This window comes from Enterobacter cloacae complex sp. 2024EL-00711 (assembly GCF_047529885.1).
GTDB classification, from domain to species: domain Bacteria; phylum Pseudomonadota; class Gammaproteobacteria; order Enterobacterales; family Enterobacteriaceae; genus Enterobacter; species Enterobacter ludwigii.
This window is the reverse complement of the sequence record NZ_JBLIZC010000005.1, coordinates 226,028-241,578: the sequence shown is the minus strand read 5'-3', so window position 1 is coordinate 241,578 and position 15,551 is coordinate 226,028. Positions and strand designations below refer to the sequence as shown.

General features: G+C 58.1%; 16 protein-coding genes. 4 read left to right on the top strand and 12 right to left on the bottom strand.

Annotation, left to right across the window (positions count from 1 at the left end):
• Window positions 1–25: 25 nt before the first annotated feature.
• From ureG to plsY, 10 genes are all read right to left on the bottom strand, one after another.
• Window positions 26–643 carry an urease accessory protein UreG gene (ureG, locus tag ACMVME_RS15845; protein WP_014171666.1) on the bottom strand — a complete coding sequence of 206 codons (618 nt, stop codon included), beginning with the start codon at window positions 641–643 and terminating at the stop codon, window positions 26–28.
• A gap of 9 nt (window positions 644–652) precedes the next feature.
• Window positions 653–1,327, bottom strand: a complete 675-nt coding sequence (locus ACMVME_RS15840) for an urease accessory protein UreF (protein WP_068795027.1) — start codon at window positions 1,325–1,327, stop codon at window positions 653–655.
• Window positions 1,327–1,866, bottom strand: coding sequence for a HupE/UreJ family protein (locus ACMVME_RS15835; RefSeq protein ID WP_014171664.1), 540 nt, complete (start codon window positions 1,864–1,866; stop codon window positions 1,327–1,329). The genes ACMVME_RS15840 and ACMVME_RS15835 overlap by 1 nt, the downstream gene beginning before the upstream one ends.
• 9 nt (window positions 1,867–1,875) lie before the next feature.
• A complete protein-coding gene (ureE, locus tag ACMVME_RS15830; RefSeq protein WP_185791337.1) occupies window positions 1,876–2,340 on the bottom strand; it encodes an urease accessory protein UreE in 465 nt (154 codons plus the stop codon).
• A gap of 9 nt (window positions 2,341–2,349) precedes the next feature.
• Complete coding sequence (gene ureC / locus ACMVME_RS15825; protein ID WP_068795025.1) at window positions 2,350–4,053, bottom strand: urease subunit alpha; 1,704 nt, start codon at window positions 4,051–4,053, stop codon at window positions 2,350–2,352.
• Window positions 4,046–4,360, bottom strand: coding sequence for an urease subunit beta (locus ACMVME_RS15820; protein WP_020883624.1), 315 nt, complete (start codon window positions 4,358–4,360; stop codon window positions 4,046–4,048). The genes ureC and ACMVME_RS15820 overlap by 8 nt, the downstream gene beginning before the upstream one ends.
• A 10-nt stretch (window positions 4,361–4,370) precedes the next feature.
• Entirely contained in the window at window positions 4,371–4,673 is a 303-nt protein-coding gene (locus tag ACMVME_RS15815; protein ID WP_003862556.1) for an urease subunit gamma, read from the bottom strand.
• A 10-nt stretch (window positions 4,674–4,683) separates the two neighbouring features.
• The gene (locus ACMVME_RS15810; protein ID WP_068795024.1) at window positions 4,684–5,511 is read right to left on the bottom strand and encodes an urease accessory protein UreD; all 828 of its coding nucleotides are present in this window, start codon (window positions 5,509–5,511) and stop codon (window positions 4,684–4,686) included.
• 116 nt (window positions 5,512–5,627) lie between these two features.
• The gene (locus ACMVME_RS15805) at window positions 5,628–7,094 is read right to left on the bottom strand and encodes an MFS transporter (protein WP_068795023.1); all 1,467 of its coding nucleotides are present in this window, start codon (window positions 7,092–7,094) and stop codon (window positions 5,628–5,630) included.
• Window positions 7,095–7,186: 92 nt separating this feature from the next.
• On the bottom strand, window positions 7,187–7,801 hold the full coding sequence (gene plsY, locus ACMVME_RS15800) for a glycerol-3-phosphate 1-O-acyltransferase PlsY (RefSeq protein WP_020883628.1): 615 nt from the start codon (window positions 7,799–7,801) through the stop codon (window positions 7,187–7,189).
• A gap of 107 nt (window positions 7,802–7,908) precedes the next feature.
• On the opposite strand from plsY, the gene folB reads away from it, so the two are divergent.
• Window positions 7,909–8,277: a bifunctional dihydroneopterin aldolase/7,8-dihydroneopterin epimerase gene (folB, locus tag ACMVME_RS15795; protein ID WP_020883629.1), complete on the top strand. Its 369-nt coding sequence runs from the start codon at window positions 7,909–7,911 to the stop codon at window positions 8,275–8,277.
• A 107-nt stretch (window positions 8,278–8,384) separates the two neighbouring features.
• The gene (bacA, locus tag ACMVME_RS15790) at window positions 8,385–9,206 is read left to right on the top strand and encodes an undecaprenyl-diphosphate phosphatase (RefSeq protein WP_014171656.1); all 822 of its coding nucleotides are present in this window, start codon (window positions 8,385–8,387) and stop codon (window positions 9,204–9,206) included.
• A 10-nt stretch (window positions 9,207–9,216) separates the two neighbouring features.
• Here the strand turns inward: bacA and ACMVME_RS15785 are convergent, their stop codons facing one another.
• Complete coding sequence (locus ACMVME_RS15785) at window positions 9,217–10,458, bottom strand: multifunctional CCA addition/repair protein (RefSeq protein ID WP_068795022.1); 1,242 nt, start codon at window positions 10,456–10,458, stop codon at window positions 9,217–9,219.
• 61 nt (window positions 10,459–10,519) lie between these two features.
• Entirely contained in the window at window positions 10,520–11,140 is a 621-nt protein-coding gene (locus ACMVME_RS15780; RefSeq protein WP_025203004.1) for a TIGR04211 family SH3 domain-containing protein, read from the bottom strand.
• A gap of 229 nt (window positions 11,141–11,369) precedes the next feature.
• Between ACMVME_RS15780 and ACMVME_RS15775 the strand changes: the two genes are divergently transcribed.
• Both ACMVME_RS15775 and glnE read left to right on the top strand, forming a co-directional pair.
• The gene (locus tag ACMVME_RS15775; protein ID WP_032678982.1) at window positions 11,370–12,671 is read left to right on the top strand and encodes an inorganic triphosphatase; all 1,302 of its coding nucleotides are present in this window, start codon (window positions 11,370–11,372) and stop codon (window positions 12,669–12,671) included.
• Between the two features lie 17 nt (window positions 12,672–12,688).
• A complete protein-coding gene (glnE, locus tag ACMVME_RS15770; protein WP_139108124.1) occupies window positions 12,689–15,547 on the top strand; it encodes a bifunctional [glutamate--ammonia ligase]-adenylyl-L-tyrosine phosphorylase/[glutamate--ammonia-ligase] adenylyltransferase in 2,859 nt (952 codons plus the stop codon).
• Window positions 15,548–15,551: the final 4 nt, after the last annotated feature.

The window sequence follows — 15,551 nt, the reverse complement described above, 5'->3', positions numbered from 1 at the left end:
CGCCAGGGAGAGGGGATTTATACGGTTACACCCGCAACATCCCTTTCTCTTCCAGAAATGTCACGATCGTCGCCAGTCCGTCGCCCGCCTTCAGATTGGTGAAGGTCCACGGGCGCTCGCCGCGCATGCGGTTGGTGTCACGCTCCATCACCTCCAGTGAGGCCCCCACATAGGGTGCCAGGTCGGTTTTGTTGATCACCAGAAAATCGGATTTGGTTATCCCTGGGCCGCCCTTACGCGGGATCTTCTCCCCTTCAGCGACGTCAATCACATAGATTGTCAGGTCAGCTAGCTCCGGGCTGAAGGTGGCGCTCAGGTTGTCACCGCCGCTTTCAACGAAGATCAGGTCCAGATTGCCGAACTTTTCGCTTAACGCTTCCACTGCCGCCAGGTTCATTGAGGCATCTTCGCGGATTGCGGTATGCGGGCAGCCGCCCGTCTCCACGCCCACGATGCGCTCTGGCTCAAGGGCACCCGCTTCGGTGAGAATGCGCTGGTCCTCTTTGGTGTAGATATCGTTGGTCACCACTGCCAGGTGATAGGTGTCGCGCATTGCTTTGCAGAGTGCTTCCAGTAACGCGGTTTTGCCCGACCCCACCGGGCCGCCCACGCCCACGCGCAGGGGATGTTTGTAATCAGCCATGTTGTCTCCTCAGGAACGGAATAATCGTGAATATTGTGTTTCGTGGCGCGCAGAGGCGATGGCCGACAGCGGCGTTGCCGCACCCAGCGCGTCGTCGCCACGCAAAAATGCCGGTTCAAGCCCGGCGGCAAAGTGGTCGCTCAGGTCGATAATCAGCTGCTGCGCCGCCTGTTGCCCGAACGGCACCAGCTTGACGCCCGCCATGACCGCGCTCTCAATCCAGCTGTAGCCCAGGCTCAGGGCCAGCTCATGGGCGCTAATGCCCCAGCGTACTCCGAGCCACGCCATGCCGCTGAGCTGGCTTTGCATAAACAGCGTCCGCCACTCTGCCGGACAGTCCGGTTCCCAGCTTTTGATTAGGCGCGTAAAGGCCGCCCCGCGGTTGCGTTCCTCTTCACGCAGTTCACGCGTTTCCCGGCAGGCGAGAAGGTAGGCCGTCCAGCGTGTTGCCGTCGCCAAATCGTTTTGCTCGCACGCTTGGTAAAGTCGGGAAAACAGCGGCAGATCGACATAGAAAAAGCTCTGCTCCATCTGCAGGATCTGCCAGTTTTTGAACGCCTCAGCATCGGGGACCCAGCCTGCTTCTACGGCCCACTCCAGCCCCTGCGACCAGGTGAATGACCCGACCGGAAGGCTGCTGCTGGAGAGCTGCATCAGGCGCAGCCGCTGGCGGACGTGCTCCATCAGCCCATCAGCGCCAGCAGCGCAGAGACAATCAGCCCGCCACCAAAGGTTTTACGTAACCCGTCGTGACGGCGCAGCAGCAACCCGGCGGCGAAGCTGGCGCACAGCACCGTGGCACTGGCAAACATAAAGCCGCTGGTGAAGAGCCAGAAGTTGTGGCCAGACATCTCTACCCCGTGCGCCCAGCCGTGGAACATAGCCAGCGCCGGCACGGCCAACAGCAGGCGATTTTCGGTTTTAAACATCATCGCGCCGCAGACCGCCAGCGAGGCGATAATCAGCATTTCCATGCCGCTAAAGCCGCCAAGCAGGCTGCCTGCAACGGCCCCGGCCAGCATCATGCTGAGAGTGGCAAGGGGCAGCAGCAGCTTGCGCCCGCTCAGGGCCGAAAGTACGCCCGCACCGGTTAGCATCAGCAGATGATCAAGACCCGTCAGCGGATGGAAAAAACCGGCCTGAAAGCTGTCTGTGCCGTGTCCGGGATGCGCCAGGGCAGGAAGAGAAAAGGCCAGCAGTAACAGAGGTAAAAACGTACGCATGATGAATCCTTAATGTGAATGAGCGTGAGAGTGACTATGGCTGTGGGCATCGCTGGTATACGCCCCTGCTTCCGGTTCAAACGGGAGGGTGGCAAATGTCACCTCGAGCCCGAACTGGCGCAGCATGTCATCGAGCACATGATCGTGGTGGTAGCGCAGCTCGCCGGGCATGATCTGCAGCGGCACGTGGCGGTTGCCGAGGTGGTAGCAGGCGCGGGCGAGCAGGAACGGATCGTCGCAGCGCACCACGGAGACCGATTCCGGCGCGGCGATCACCTCGATCACCTCGCTGCCGTCGTCAGTGGTCAGCAGATCTCCCCCGCGCAGCAGCAGGCCGCGCGGCAGCATCAGCCCGGCTTCGCGACCGTCATTCAGCGTCACGCGGGCACGGCTTTTTACCCGGACATCAATCGGCAGCGTGACGCTGGCGGTTATCGGATGGGCATGGTCAAGGCGTTGGGTCAGGTAGATCATCGTCACTCCTTAAAACAGGAAATAGCGTTGGGCCATCGGCAGAACGTCTGCCGGCTCGCTGGTAATGAGCTCGCCATCAACGCGAACCTCGTAAGTTTGTGCATCAACGGTGATGTTGGGCTGCAGGCTGTTGTGGATCATGTCGGCCTTTTTCACCGTGCGGCAGCCTTTTACGACGGCTATGCCGCTCTGCAGGCTGAGCTGGTGCGAAATGCCCTTCGCATCGGCAGCCTGGGAAACAAACGTCAGCCGTGTCGCATGGCGTGCGGCACCCAGCGTGCCAAACATCGGGCGGTAATGGACCGGTTGCGGCGTTGGGATAGAGGCGTTGATATCCCCCATCGGCGCGCAGGCGATCATCCCGCCTTTCACAATGGTGGCGGGTTTGACGCCAAAGAACGCGGGGGACCAGACCACTAAATCCGCCATTTTCCCGGCCTCAATCGAGCCCACTTCATGGGCAATCCCGTGGGTCAGCGCCGGGTTAATGGTGTATTTGGCGATATAGCGTTTCACGCGGTAGTTATCGTTGTTCCCGGTCTCTTCCGGCAGTGCGCCGCGCTGAACCTTCATACGGTGCGCCACCTGCCAGGTACGAATAATCACTTCGCCGACGCGACCCATTGCCTGGGAGTCGGACGAGGTCAGCGAGAAGGCACCGATATCGTGAAGGACATCTTCCGCAGCGATGGTCTCCCGGCGAATGCGTGATTCAGCAAAGGCGACGTCCTCGGCGATATCCGGGTCGAGGTGGTGACACACCATCAGCATGTCGAGATGCTCGTCGATGGTATTCACCGTGTAGGGCAGCGTCGGGTTAGTGGAGGAGGGCAGAATATTCGGGTGCGCGCAGGCAGTAATAATATCCGGTGCATGTCCGCCGCCCGCCCCTTCCGTATGGAAGGTGTGAATGGTCCGTCCGCCGATAGCCGCCAGCGTGTCCTCAACAAAACCGGATTCGTTCAGCGTGTCGCTGTGCAGCGCCACCTGAATATCCATCTCCTCCGCCACCGCCAGTGAGCAGTTGATGGCGGCCGGCGTCGCGCCCCAGTCTTCGTGGATCTTCAGCCCGATGGCACCCGCTGCGATCTGCTCGCGCAGGGCATCAGGGTTGGAACCGTTACCTTTGCCAAGCAGGCCGATATTCACCGGTAGTGTATCGGCCGCCTGCAACATTCGTGCGATATACCAGGGCCCCGGCGTACAGGTCGTGGCGTTGGTGCCTGCCGCAGGGCCCGTGCCCCCGCCAATCATGGTGGTGACGCCAGAGACCAGCGCCTCTTCCGCCTGCTGCGGGCAGATCCAGTGGATGTGCGTGTCGATCCCGCCGGCGGTGACAATTTTCCCTTCGGCGGCGATCACTTCTGTCGCTGCGCCAATCGGGATCGTGACCCCGGGCTGTATATCCGGATTACCGGCTTTACCCACGGCAAAGATCCGCCCGTTTTTTACGCCAATATCGGCTTTAACGATCCCCCAGTGATCGATAATCAGCGCGTTAGTCAGCACCAGATCCACGCAGCCGTCGGATGTCATCTGCCCCTGACCCATACCGTCGCGGATCACCTTCCCGCCGCCGAATTTGACCTCTTCGCCGTAGACCGTGAGATCGTTTTCCACTTCTATCCACAGCTCACTGTCGGCCAGACGCACTTTATCGCCAGTGGTGGGGCCGAACATATCGGCGTAGGCCTGGCGTGAAATTTCAGCCATTTTTCACCTCTCCCATCACCTCGCCGCGAAAGCCGAAAATACGCTGCGCGCCGCTGACCTGAACCAGCGTCACCTCGCGCTTCTGTCCGGGTTCGAAACGCACGGCGGTGCCTGCCGGAATATTCAGCCGATAGCCTTTGGTGGCTTCCCGGTCGAATTTCAGCGCCGGGTTAATCTCATAAAAGTGGTAGTGCGATCCCACCTGGATCGGCCTGTCGCCATGGTTTTCGACGATCACGTTTTGCGTGTCTCGCCCAACGTTGATCGCAATGTTTCCGGATTGGATCTGGTATTCGCCTGGGATCATCACGCGCTCCTTATACGATCGGGTTATGGACGGTGACGAGCTTTGATCCGTCCGGGAACGTCGCTTCCACCTGAATGTCGGGGATCATCTCCGGTACGCCTTCCATCACCTGGTCGCGCGTCAGGACGTGACGGCCCGCTTCCATCAGTGAGGCGACGGTTTCGCCATCGCGGGCGCCTTCCATAATAAACGCGCTGATCAGCGCGACTGATTCCGGGTAATTCAGTTTTACCCCGCGCGCAAGGCGGCGTTCGGCAACCAGCGCAGCGGTAAACAGCAACAGCTTGTCTTTTTCTCTGGGGGTCAGTTCCATAACGTTTCCCTTATGTCTGCCAGATACGCGGCGAACAGGCGGTTTTGGGGGTTAAAAGCGGGCGAAGCGACTGCCAGATATCGCGCATCACCCGCTGGCAAATCAGGTTGTCGTGGGAGAGAAAACGCACCGACAGCAGATCGTCTGTGAGCGTTGCCCCGGCAAAGTGGCTCAGCGGCGTCAGCAGCTCGCGCACCGTTTCGAGGTGCGCTTCCCTGGCCGGAAAGAACAGCAGCGTGCCGACCCACGGGAGACCTGCAACGGGCGTGAGATCGCCATTGCTGAGGTGCTGACGTTCAATCAGCCGTGGCTCATCGTCGACCCAGATCTCAAGGCGGCTTTCCAGCGTGCCGTGGCTGAAGGTTTCGCCGATCACCGGGCGACCCAGACAGTACAATTCCCACGCCAGTAGCGTACTGGAAGCCTTCAGATGAAAAACGGAACGCAGGGCGGCATTCGCACCGGGAAAGATAATGGTGTCCTGCGGCAGCCACTCCAGCGTAGCCTCATCATCGAGCCAGAAGTGCTGATTGAGACAGGCCTGCGGACCGCTGCTGCGATAGAACTTGCTCGCGCCGGGCATGGTGATCAGCGCATGGCTTTTCGCGTCCAGATGCACCGAAATATCCAGCGTATCGCCGCCGACTATCCCGCCTGGCGGGTGCAGCAAATACAGGTGGCAGGTGTCGCCTTCGGGATAAAAAGGCCGCTGTACGGTGAGGGGCCCGAAGTGATGAGCAGCGTGCAGGAGGGTTTTCTCAGGGGTGTAACAAAACTGCAGGGCAAGCGATGCCTGCCAGCCTTTGTAAGAATTATCAGTGACCTGAGCTGCTAACATGCTGCATCCATCTGCTCATCATCGGGAGACGTTTCAGTATGCCCTGGCAGAAATGAAGGCTGTCATATGAGTCGCTTATGGATAAAAAAACCGGCTCAAGGAGCCGGTTGAGAAGGTTATCGGTAATCCTCTGCATCCACATCATAGCCGGACGGCTCCCAGCGGATCGCCAGCAGCGAAGCCAGCCCGATAAACGGTGCCAGGGCGATCACCCAGAACACGGCGGTATCAAGAGAGGCCACCAGCAGCGGGAACAGGAACAGCGAGAGCGTAGAACTGCTGCGCATCAGCGTCTGGTTAAGGCCCACGCCCACGCCGCGCAGAGAGGTGGGATAGCTCAGGGACGCAAACGTCATGGTATGGGCGCCGGGCCCAAAGCCCTGACCGAACAGGAACAGCGCCAGCATCGCGACGGCGATAATGCCTTCCGATACGCCTTCCGGACGACCAATCAGCGCCAGCCCCAGCAGAGCAACAAGCTGACAGGCGTAGCCCGCCAGTGACATCCGCCACGCGCCGAAGCGCGGAACATAGCGCACTGCCAACAATCCGCCGACGAAGGCAAACAGCAGGTTTAGCACCAGCGAGATCAGAATAGTGGTCAGCATCGACTGCACAAAGAAGCTGGAGATAATGACCGGCAGACCAAATGCGACGGCGTTATAGGCGAAAGACGACACCACCGAGAGCAGGGTAGCGAGCGTGGTACGTCGCAAATAGACGCCACGGAACAGGTGCAGATAGTTTGCCCACTTCGCCTTGTTGACCACCGGTGCCGGTTGGTTAAGCGCATCCTGCGGCACGTGGGCGTTGATGTTATACGATTGCCGCAAGATAGCGGCCGCCTCTTTCAGGTTGCCCTGATTCGCCGCCCAGACCGGGGACTCGCTCATGTAGCGGCTACGAATGGCGATAATCACCAGCGCAGGCACCGCGCCAAACCCCAGGATTAAGCGCCACAGCCAGTCGCTGTGACTTTCTGGCAGTACGGCGTAGAAGAATAACACCAACAGGTAAGAGATGCTGATTGCGGCATACCAGGTTGGGCACCACATTGCCACGCTGGAGGCCTTGTTTCCGGGGCCTTTGAGCCTGGCGAACTCGCTAAGAAACGCCATCGCCACCGGCAGATCGATCCCCACGCCGAGGCCCATCACAAAGCGTGCGCCCGCCAGCGCATATTCGTTCGGTGCCAGTGCACAGGCGATGGCCGCTACCACGAAGAACAGCATGTCGGCCATAAAGACGCGGTAGCGTCCGATCTTGTCCGTGAGATAGCCACCCAGTAGCGCCCCGACAATCGCACCAAAGGTAATGGCCGAGGCCACCATGCCGGTACCGGCGGGGGTGAGATTAAATTCGCGGGTGATGTCTTTGATGCCGAACGCCAGCGCACCAAGGTCGTACGCATCGAGGAAAATACCGCCCAGCGCGATACCGACTACGATGCGGGCGTTGGCCCGACCCTGAGAACCGCCGTTGACCAGACGTGAAACGTCAGAGGCGTTACGTACCCACTTGATGTTGCCATCAGGCGAATGTCCTGCCGTTGAAAGGGGAGTTGTGTCTGTAATGTCTGCCATTTTCTTTTTGTGTGGTTGTGTTGTGTCATTAACAGTTACCACAGGCAGAGGGTGACCAAAATCACATTTGGTTATAAGGCATAACTAACCCCTTACGGGGCGTCTTTTTTCTTTCTCTTGAGCTTCGACCAGATTTTGGTCTCCTGGCGACGCCACAGGCGCTGAATATTATCGTGATGACGCAGCAGGATGAGGCAGGAGAGCATCGACACCGGGAAGGTAAACTGCGGTTTGAACCACCAGACATAGAATGGCGCAATCAGCGCGCTGACGATGGCGCCCAGTGACGAGTAACCGCTCAGAAGAATGGTCAGTAGCCAGGTGCCGGCCATTACGCCGGTTAAGTCCCAGCCGATAGGGGCAATAGCACCAAAGGCGGTGGCGACGCCTTTACCGCCTTTAAAACCAAAGAATACAGGCCAGATATGGCCAACACAGGCGGCGATAGCAATGAGCCCCAGCCAGAACGGCGTTACGCCCAGCGCATACGCTCCCCAGACGGGTAACATTCCTTTCAGAACATCAAAAATCAATACCGCTACGGCTGCTCCCTTGCCGCCAATTCGTAGTACATTGGTCGCCCCCGGATTCCCGGAACCACTTTCGCGCGGGTCAGGTAACCCGGCAATGCGGCAGACCAGAATGGCGCTGGAGATTGAGCCGCAAAGGTAGGCGAGGAGGATCATTCCAGGCGCGATTGCACTCATAACGCTGTTCCGTTTTGAAAATGTATCTGTATTCTCAGCATCTGTGGATAATACGCATAATTCGCCGGAAGTGGTATCCGGTTTAGCCAAAAAGCAGGCAGGTCGTGATGGATATTGTATTTATAGAGCAACTTTCGGTAATCACCACTATTGGTGTTTACGACTGGGAACAGACCATTGAGCAGAAACTCGTGTTCGATATCGAAATGGGCTGGGATAACCGCAAGTCAGCAAAAAGCGACGACGTGAATGACTGTCTGAGCTACGCCGATATCAGTGAAACGGTCGTGGGCCACGTCGAAGGGCAACGTTTTGCGCTGGTGGAGCGTGTGGCAGAAGAGGTGGCTGAGCTGCTGCTGAGCAAGTTCAACGCACCGTGGGTACGCATCAAGTTGAGCAAACCGGGCGCCGTGGCGCGTGCCGCTAACGTCGGCGTGATCATTGAGCGTGGCACAAATCTGAAAGGGAAGATTTAACGTCATAATAGCTAAACCATTTTAGGTTATACCGGTCTTAAAGCTGTATCTTTCACGGTTGTCCGCGTGGGACACCGTTTTTTTTATATCTTTTTAGGGGTTTATAGATGAGCGATATGCACTCGCTGCTGGTGGCGGCAATACTGGGTGTGGTCGAAGGATTGACGGAGTTTTTGCCGGTTTCCAGTACGGGCCATATGATTATCGTTGGCCATCTGCTGGGCTTTGAAGGCGATACCGCAAAGACGTTTGAAGTTGTCATTCAGTTGGGGTCTATTCTGGCGGTCGTTGTGATGTTCTGGCGTCGTCTGTTCGGGCTTATCGGTATCCACTTTGGCCGTCTTCCTCAGCGCGAGGGTGAAAGCAAAGGTCGCCTGACGCTTATCCATATTCTGCTTGGCATGGTTCCGGCAGTGGTTCTGGGCCTGGTTTTCCACGACACCATTAAATCGCTGTTTAACCCGATTAACGTCATGTATGCGCTGGTCGTCGGCGGTTTCCTGCTGATCGCGGCAGAACTGCTGAAGCCGAAAACGCCACGCGCGGAAGGTCTGGATGACATGACCTACCGTCAGGCGTTTATCATTGGTTGTTTCCAGTGTCTGGCGCTGTGGCCGGGCTTTTCACGCTCAGGCGCGACCATCTCTGGCGGGATGCTGATGGGCGTTAGCCGCTATGCTGCGTCGGAGTTCTCGTTCCTGCTGGCGGTGCCGATGATGATGGGCGCGACCGCACTCGACGTCTATAAAAGCATTGGCTTCCTCACCACGGGTGACATTCCGATGTTCGCCGTGGGCTTTGTCACCGCCTTTATCGTGGCGCTGATCGCCATCAAAACCTTCCTGCAGTTGATTAAACGTATCTCGTTTATTCCGTTCGCGATCTATCGCTTTATCGTGGCGGCTGCGGTTTACGTGGTCTTCTTCTGACCGACGGCCCTCAGTCTTTAGGCTGAGGGCAATGCTTTTCCTTCCAGTCCGTCACCGCCTGAATTCGACGTTTCGTCAGCTCTTCCCGGATTTCCGATCCCTTGAAGCCCGCCTCGACAACCGCTTTAGTCGGTACCGCTTTTGCCACTTCCCACGCTGCGCGTAACAGCCGCCCCTGCGGATAATCGCAGGCTTCAAAACCGGTGCGGCCACGTACGTCGGCTTCGCTGGTCAACGCGATCTGCTCGACGCGCTGGGGTTTGCGCCATGCGTCGATGTTATCAAACAGCTTAACGATGGTGGCCGGTTTGAGGATCGGGAAGGTGTGGATCAGGTCGTGAAATTCCGCCACCAGTCTGGCGAGATCGCGAATCTCATTGGGTACCCGCAGGCGCTGGCAAAGTCCTTCGACCAGCTTCACCCCGGCAGGACCGTGGCCATGGTGGCGCGGCCACATGGCTTTTGGCGTTAATCCTTTGCCGAGATCGTGGCACAGCGTAGAAAAACGCACATCCACCTCGGGGCTGAGCATGGCAGCCATACTCAGGGTCATCAGGGTATGCACGCCGGTATCGATTTCCGGGTGCCATTTCGCCGGGGCGGGCACGCCGAACAGCGCGTCAATTTCCGGGAACAGCACTTTCAGTGCGCCACAGTCACGCAGCACCTGGAAAAAGACCTGCGGGTTGCGGGTAGTAAGGGCGTTTTCCGTCTCTTTCCAGACGCGCTCTGGCGTGAGGTGGGCCAGTTCGCCCGCCTCGGTCATGGCGGTCATCAATGCCAGGGTCTCATCGGCAATGCGGAAGCTCAGATGCGCGTAACGCGCCGCAAAGCGCGCCACGCGCAGCACGCGGAGCGGATCTTCAGAAAACGCCGGGGAGATGTGACGCAGCAGTCGATTACGCAGATCGTCCTGACCGCCATACGCGTCAATAATCTGGCCGTCTTCGTCCTGCGCCAGCGCGTTGATGGTGAGATCGCGACGCAGGAGATCTTGCTCCAGCGTGACGTCCGGTGCGGCATAGCAGGTGAAGCCGGTATAACCCGAACCGGATTTCCGTTCGGTACGCGCCAGGGCGTACTCCTCACGACTTTGCGGGTGCAGAAACACGGGAAAATCGCGGCCTACCTGCTGGTAGCCCGCGTTAAGCATTTCTTCAGGTGTGGCTCCCACCACCACCCAGTCTTTATCTTTGACCGGCAGACCTAACAACGCATCACGTACCGCACCACCGACCAGATAACTCTTCACGCCCTGTACTCCCGTTTTCTCTTTTCGCAAGATAATACGTAAGTCTGGCAGAGAAGACGAATTAGTTCATCCAGCGGTCTTTACGCTTACGGCTTGGGATCAGGTGAGGAAGCACCAGACCCAGCACCAGGCCAACGCCCAGCACACCGCCACCGTACATAAACCACTGCATGATGATGGTACGTTGTTTGTCATCAAGTTGCAGATTGGCGGCGTTCACCTTCTTCTGCGCGACAATCAGCTCGTTTTTCAGTTTCTGATTCTCATCTTTCAGACCGTTAATCACGCTGTCGCTCTGGGCCACCTTCTGCTGCATTTCCGCGGTACGCTGGTTCCAGGTACCGTCGATATTGTTCAGCTTGTCGGTCAGCGTTTTCACCTGATTTTCCAGATCCGGCACGCGGGTGCGCAGGCTTGGCACCGCGCTCAGCTCTTTCAGTGGGATCCAGGACGTGCGGCCGGTACTGTCGCGAACCTGACCATAATTGGTCTCCGCGTTGGTCTGTAACAGCGTCACTTCCTCGCCGGCATTGACCGTACCCACGAGGCGATAATTATCTCCAGGGCCACTGCGTACCCAGGTGTTCAGTTCGTCAGAAACGTAACGCTTCTCTTCAGCGTGCACGGCGGTTGCGGCGCTAAAAGCGAGGAAAGTAAGTCCAATCAGGCGTAATTTAAGCATCATTAGTCGTTATTTTCATAAATAGTGGAACGATAGTAGTGGCAACAGTGTCTCTACGCAAAGCATTCGTCAGCAATCAGAATCATCTGTGTCACGACCCTAAACATTTACGCCCGTCAAATTGCTCATTGCGTGGCAATTTGGCGCAAAATACTATGTACTGACAAACAAATGGCGAGGAAGTTCGCCCTCATTGACGCGTCTGTGACGCCTGCAAAAGTACAAGGCTATGGCTCAAGAAATCGAATTAAAATTTATCGTCGAAAAAGACAGCGTTGACGCACTCCGTCAGCATCTGCAGACCCTTTCCGGCGAACACCATGAACCGGTACAACTGCTTAATATTTATTACGAAACGCCAGACAACTGGCTGCGCCGCCATGATATGGGACTGCGCATCCGTGGCGCGAACGGGCGCTACGAGATGACGATGAAAATCGCTGGCCGCGTGGTCGGCGGTTTGCATCAGCGCCCGGAATACAATATCGACATCAATCAGCCAGAACTTGAGCTGGATCGTTTCCCGGCAGAAGTCTGGCCGGACGGCGTGCTGCCAGAAACCTTATCCGCCGAGGTGAAACCGCTGTTTAGCACCGATTTCTGGCGTGAAAAATGGCTGGTAACGGAAGGGAAAAGCCGCATTGAAATCGCCCTCGATCAGGGTGAGGTAAAAGCGGGTGAGCTTCAGGAGCCGATTTGCGAGCTGGAGCTCGAACTGCTGGAGGGTGAAGTCCAGGACGTACTGAAGCTGGCGCGTAAGCTGGTAAGCCAGCCGGGCCTGCGTCAGGGCAGCCTGAGCAAAGCGGCGCGGGGGTATCATCTGGCCGCCGGGAATGCGCCGCGCCTGCTGAAAGAGACGACTATTTTGCACGTGCCACCGAAAGCCAGCGTTGAGCAGGGCATGGAGGCGGCACTGGAGCTGGCGCTCTCACAGTGGCTTTATCATGAAGAGCTGTGGGTGCGTAATGTGAAAAACGCAAAAGCGCACGTGTTAGCGGCGATGAGCCTTGTGCGTCATACCCTGGCGCTGTTCGGCGGCATCGTACCTCGTAAAGCGAGCGCTCACTTACGTGACCTGCTGACCCAGACCGAAGCGCTGCTGCTCTCTGACGTATCCGCACAAACGGCGCTCTACAGCCCGCAAAACGCCGCCGCCAGGCTGGCGCTGACCGAGTTTCTGGTGACGCGCAGCTGGCGTGCCTTCCTGGATGCAAAAGCGCAGGCCAAAATTGAAGATAACTTCAAACGTTTCGCGGATATCCATCTTTCACGCCACGCGGCGGAGCTTAAAACCACCTTTGCGTATCCGCTGGGAGACCAGTATGGCGATCAGCTGATCCGCCTGTCGCGCAATATCGACAGCATGCTGCTGCTGTCGGGTGCCTATGACGGCCCTAAAGCGCAGGCCTGGCTGGAGAACTGGCAGGGGCTGAAACATGCTATCGAAACCCGTCAGCACATTGAGATTGAGCATTTCCGTAATGAAGCCATTTCGCAGGAGCCGTTCTGGCTGCACAGCGGAAAACGTTAACTCTGGCAAGGAACCCTATAATGCCGCTTTCTTCGCAGTTACAGCAGCAGTGGCAGACCGTTTGCGAACGTCTGCCTGAGTCATTACCGGCGTCATCGTTAAGCGAGCAGGCCAGGAGCGTGCTCACCTTCAGTGATTTTGTGCAGGAAAGTATCACCGCTTACCCGGACTGGCTGGGGGCGCTTGAGAGCACCCCGCCACAGGCAGACGAGTGGCGGCATTATGCGGGCTGGTTGCAAACCGCACTTGAAGAGGTCGCGGATGAAGCGACACTGATGCGCGTCCTGCGCCAGTTCCGCCGCCGGGTGATGGTGCGTATTGCCTGGGCTCAGGCGCTGGAGCTGGTCAGCGAAGAAAGTACCCTGCAGCAGCTGAGCGAGCTGGCACAGACGCTGATTGTTGCCGCACGGGACTGGCTCTATGCCGCCTGCTGTAAAGAATGGGGCACGCCGTGCAATGAGGATGGGGTTCCTCAGCCACTCTTGATTCTGGGCATGGGCAAGCTCGGGGGCTGCGAACTGAATTTCTCCTCGGATATCGACCTGATTTTTGCCTGGCCGGAGAACGGCTCCACACGCGGGGGCCGCCGTGAACTGGACAATGCGCAGTTCTTTACCCGTCTCGGGCAACGTCTGATTAAAGCGCTGGATCAACCTACCCAGGATGGTTTTGTCTATCGCGTGGATATGCGCCTGCGCCCGTTTGGCGACAGCGGTCCGCTGGTGCTGAGCTTTGCGGCACTGGAAGATTATTACCAGGAGCAGGGGCGCGACTGGGAGCGTTACGCGATGGTCAAAGCGCGGATCATGGGAGACAGCGACGATGCCTACGCCAACGAGCTGCGCGCCATGCTGCGCCCGTTCGTGTTCCGTCGCTATATCGACTTTAGCGTTATTCAGTCGCTGCGCAACATGAAAGGAATGATCGCCCGTGAAGTGCGCCGCCGGGGTCTGAAGGACAACATCAAGCTCGGCGCGGGCGGCATTCGCGAAATCGAATTTATCGTTCAGGTCTTCCAGCTGATCCGCGGCGGACGTGAGCCTTCACTGCAATCCCGTTCGCTGCTGCCGACGCTGTCAGCCATAGAGCAACTGCATCTGCTGCCGGAAGGCGACGCGCAGATCCTGCGTGAGGCCTATCTGTTCCTGCGCCGCCTGGAAAACCTGCTGCAAAGCATCAATGACGAGCAGACCCAGACTTTACCAGGCGATGACCTGAACCGGGCGCGGCTGGCCTGGGGGATGCACGTCGACGACTGGTCAACGTTGACCGGGCAACTGGATGCGCATATGGCCGGTGTGCGCCGTGTCTTTAACGCGCTGATTGGTGACGATGAAAGTGAATCGCAGGACGATACGCTCTCTGAACACTGGCGCGAATTGTGGCAGGACGCGCTGCAGGAAGATGACACCACGCCGGTGCTGGCGCACCTGAGCGACGACGATCGCCATCGTGTGGTGGCGTTAATTGCTGATTTCCGTCTCGAACTGAATAAACGAGCCATTGGTCCGCGCGGTCGTCAGGTGCTGGATCATCTGATGCCGCACCTGCTGAGCAATGTCTGCTCGCGTGCGGATGCGCCGGTACCGCTGTCGCGCATGATGCCGCTGCTGAGCGGCATCATCACCCGTACGACCTATCTTGAGTTGCTGAGCGAGTTCCCGGGCGCGCTCAAGCATCTGATTACGCTTTGCGCCGCCTCGCCGATGGTGGCCAACAAGCTGGCGCGGTATCCGCTGTTGCTGGATGAGCTGCTGGATCCCAATACGCTCTACCAGCCGACGGCAACGGACGCCTACCGTGACGAGCTGCGTCAGTATCTGCTGCGCGTACCGGAAGAGGACGAAGAGCAACAGCTGGAGGCGCTGCGTCAGTTTAAGCAGGCGCAAATGCTGCGCGTGGCGGCGGCAGATATCGCCGGAACGCTGCCAGTGATGAAAGTGAGCGATCACTTAACCTGGCTTGCGGAAGCGATCATTGATGCGGTGGTGCATCAGGCATGGATTCAGATGGTGGCGCGCTACGGCCAGCCGAAACACCTTGCTGACCGCGAAGGCCGCGGTTTTGCCGTTGTGGGTTACGGTAAGCTCGGCGGATGGGAACTGGGGTACAGCTCGGATCTCGATTTAATCTTCCTGCATGACTGTCCGGCAGACGTCATGACCGATGGCGAGCGTGAAATCGACGGGCGTCAGTTCTACCTGCGTCTGGCCCAGCGCATTATGCATCTGTTCAGCACCCGCACGTCATCCGGCATTTTATATGAAGTGGATGCGCGTCTGCGTCCTTCCGGCGCGGCCGGCATGCTGGTGACCTCAACGGAATCCTTCGCTGAGTACCAGAAGAATGAAGCCTGGACGTGGGAACATCAGGCGCTGGTGCGTGCCCGCGTGGTGTACGGCGATCCGTCGCTGAAAACGCAGTTTGATGCCATTCGTCGGGAGATTATGACGACCCCGCGTGACGGCAGCACGCTCCAGACCGACGTGCGTGAGATGCGCGAGAAAATGCGCGCGCACCTGGGCAATAAGCATCGCGATCGCTTTGATATTAAAGCGGATGAGGGCGGCATTACCGATATTGAATTTATTACGCAATATCTGGTGCTACGCCATGCGCACGCTAAACCGAAGCTGACCCGCTGGTCTGATAATGTGCGTATTCTGGAACTGCTGGCGCAAAACGACATTATGGATGAGCAGGAGGCGCAGGCCTTAACGCGCGCCTATACCACGCTGCGCGACGAGCTGCACCACCTGGCCTTACAGGAGCAGCCTGGCCACGTCGCGCTGGACTGTTTCGCCACTGAACGCGCGCAGGTCACCGCCAGCTGGCAGAAGTGGCTGGTGGAACCGTGCGTAACAAAACAAGTGTGATATT

What these genes read in the sequence shown, in the direction of transcription:
- ureG (WP_014171666.1), bottom strand. Translation starts at nt 643, where the DNA reads ATGGCTGATTACAAACATCCCCTGCGCGTGGGCGTGGGCGGCCCGGTG.
- ACMVME_RS15840 (WP_068795027.1), bottom strand. Translation starts at nt 1,327, where the DNA reads ATGGAGCACGTCCGCCAGCGGCTGCGCCTGATGCAGCTCTCCAGCAGC.
- ACMVME_RS15835 (WP_014171664.1), bottom strand. Translation starts at nt 1,866, where the DNA reads ATGCGTACGTTTTTACCTCTGTTACTGCTGGCCTTTTCTCTTCCTGCC.
- ureE (WP_185791337.1), bottom strand. Translation starts at nt 2,340, where the DNA reads ATGATCTACCTGACCCAACGCCTTGACCATGCCCATCCGATAACCGCC.
- ureC (WP_068795025.1), bottom strand. Translation starts at nt 4,053, where the DNA reads ATGGCTGAAATTTCACGCCAGGCCTACGCCGATATGTTCGGCCCCACC.
- ACMVME_RS15820 (WP_020883624.1), bottom strand. Translation starts at nt 4,360, where the DNA reads ATGATCCCAGGCGAATACCAGATCCAATCCGGAAACATTGCGATCAAC.
- ACMVME_RS15815 (WP_003862556.1), bottom strand. Translation starts at nt 4,673, where the DNA reads ATGGAACTGACCCCCAGAGAAAAAGACAAGCTGTTGCTGTTTACCGCT.
- ACMVME_RS15810 (WP_068795024.1), bottom strand. Translation starts at nt 5,511, where the DNA reads ATGTTAGCAGCTCAGGTCACTGATAATTCTTACAAAGGCTGGCAGGCA.
- ACMVME_RS15805 (WP_068795023.1), bottom strand. Translation starts at nt 7,094, where the DNA reads ATGGCAGACATTACAGACACAACTCCCCTTTCAACGGCAGGACATTCG.
- plsY (WP_020883628.1), bottom strand. Translation starts at nt 7,801, where the DNA reads ATGAGTGCAATCGCGCCTGGAATGATCCTCCTCGCCTACCTTTGCGGC.
- folB (WP_020883629.1), top strand. Translation starts at nt 7,909, where the DNA reads ATGGATATTGTATTTATAGAGCAACTTTCGGTAATCACCACTATTGGT.
- bacA (WP_014171656.1), top strand. Translation starts at nt 8,385, where the DNA reads ATGAGCGATATGCACTCGCTGCTGGTGGCGGCAATACTGGGTGTGGTC.
- ACMVME_RS15780 (WP_025203004.1), bottom strand. Translation starts at nt 11,140, where the DNA reads ATGCTTAAATTACGCCTGATTGGACTTACTTTCCTCGCTTTTAGCGCC.
- ACMVME_RS15775 (WP_032678982.1), top strand. Translation starts at nt 11,370, where the DNA reads ATGGCTCAAGAAATCGAATTAAAATTTATCGTCGAAAAAGACAGCGTT.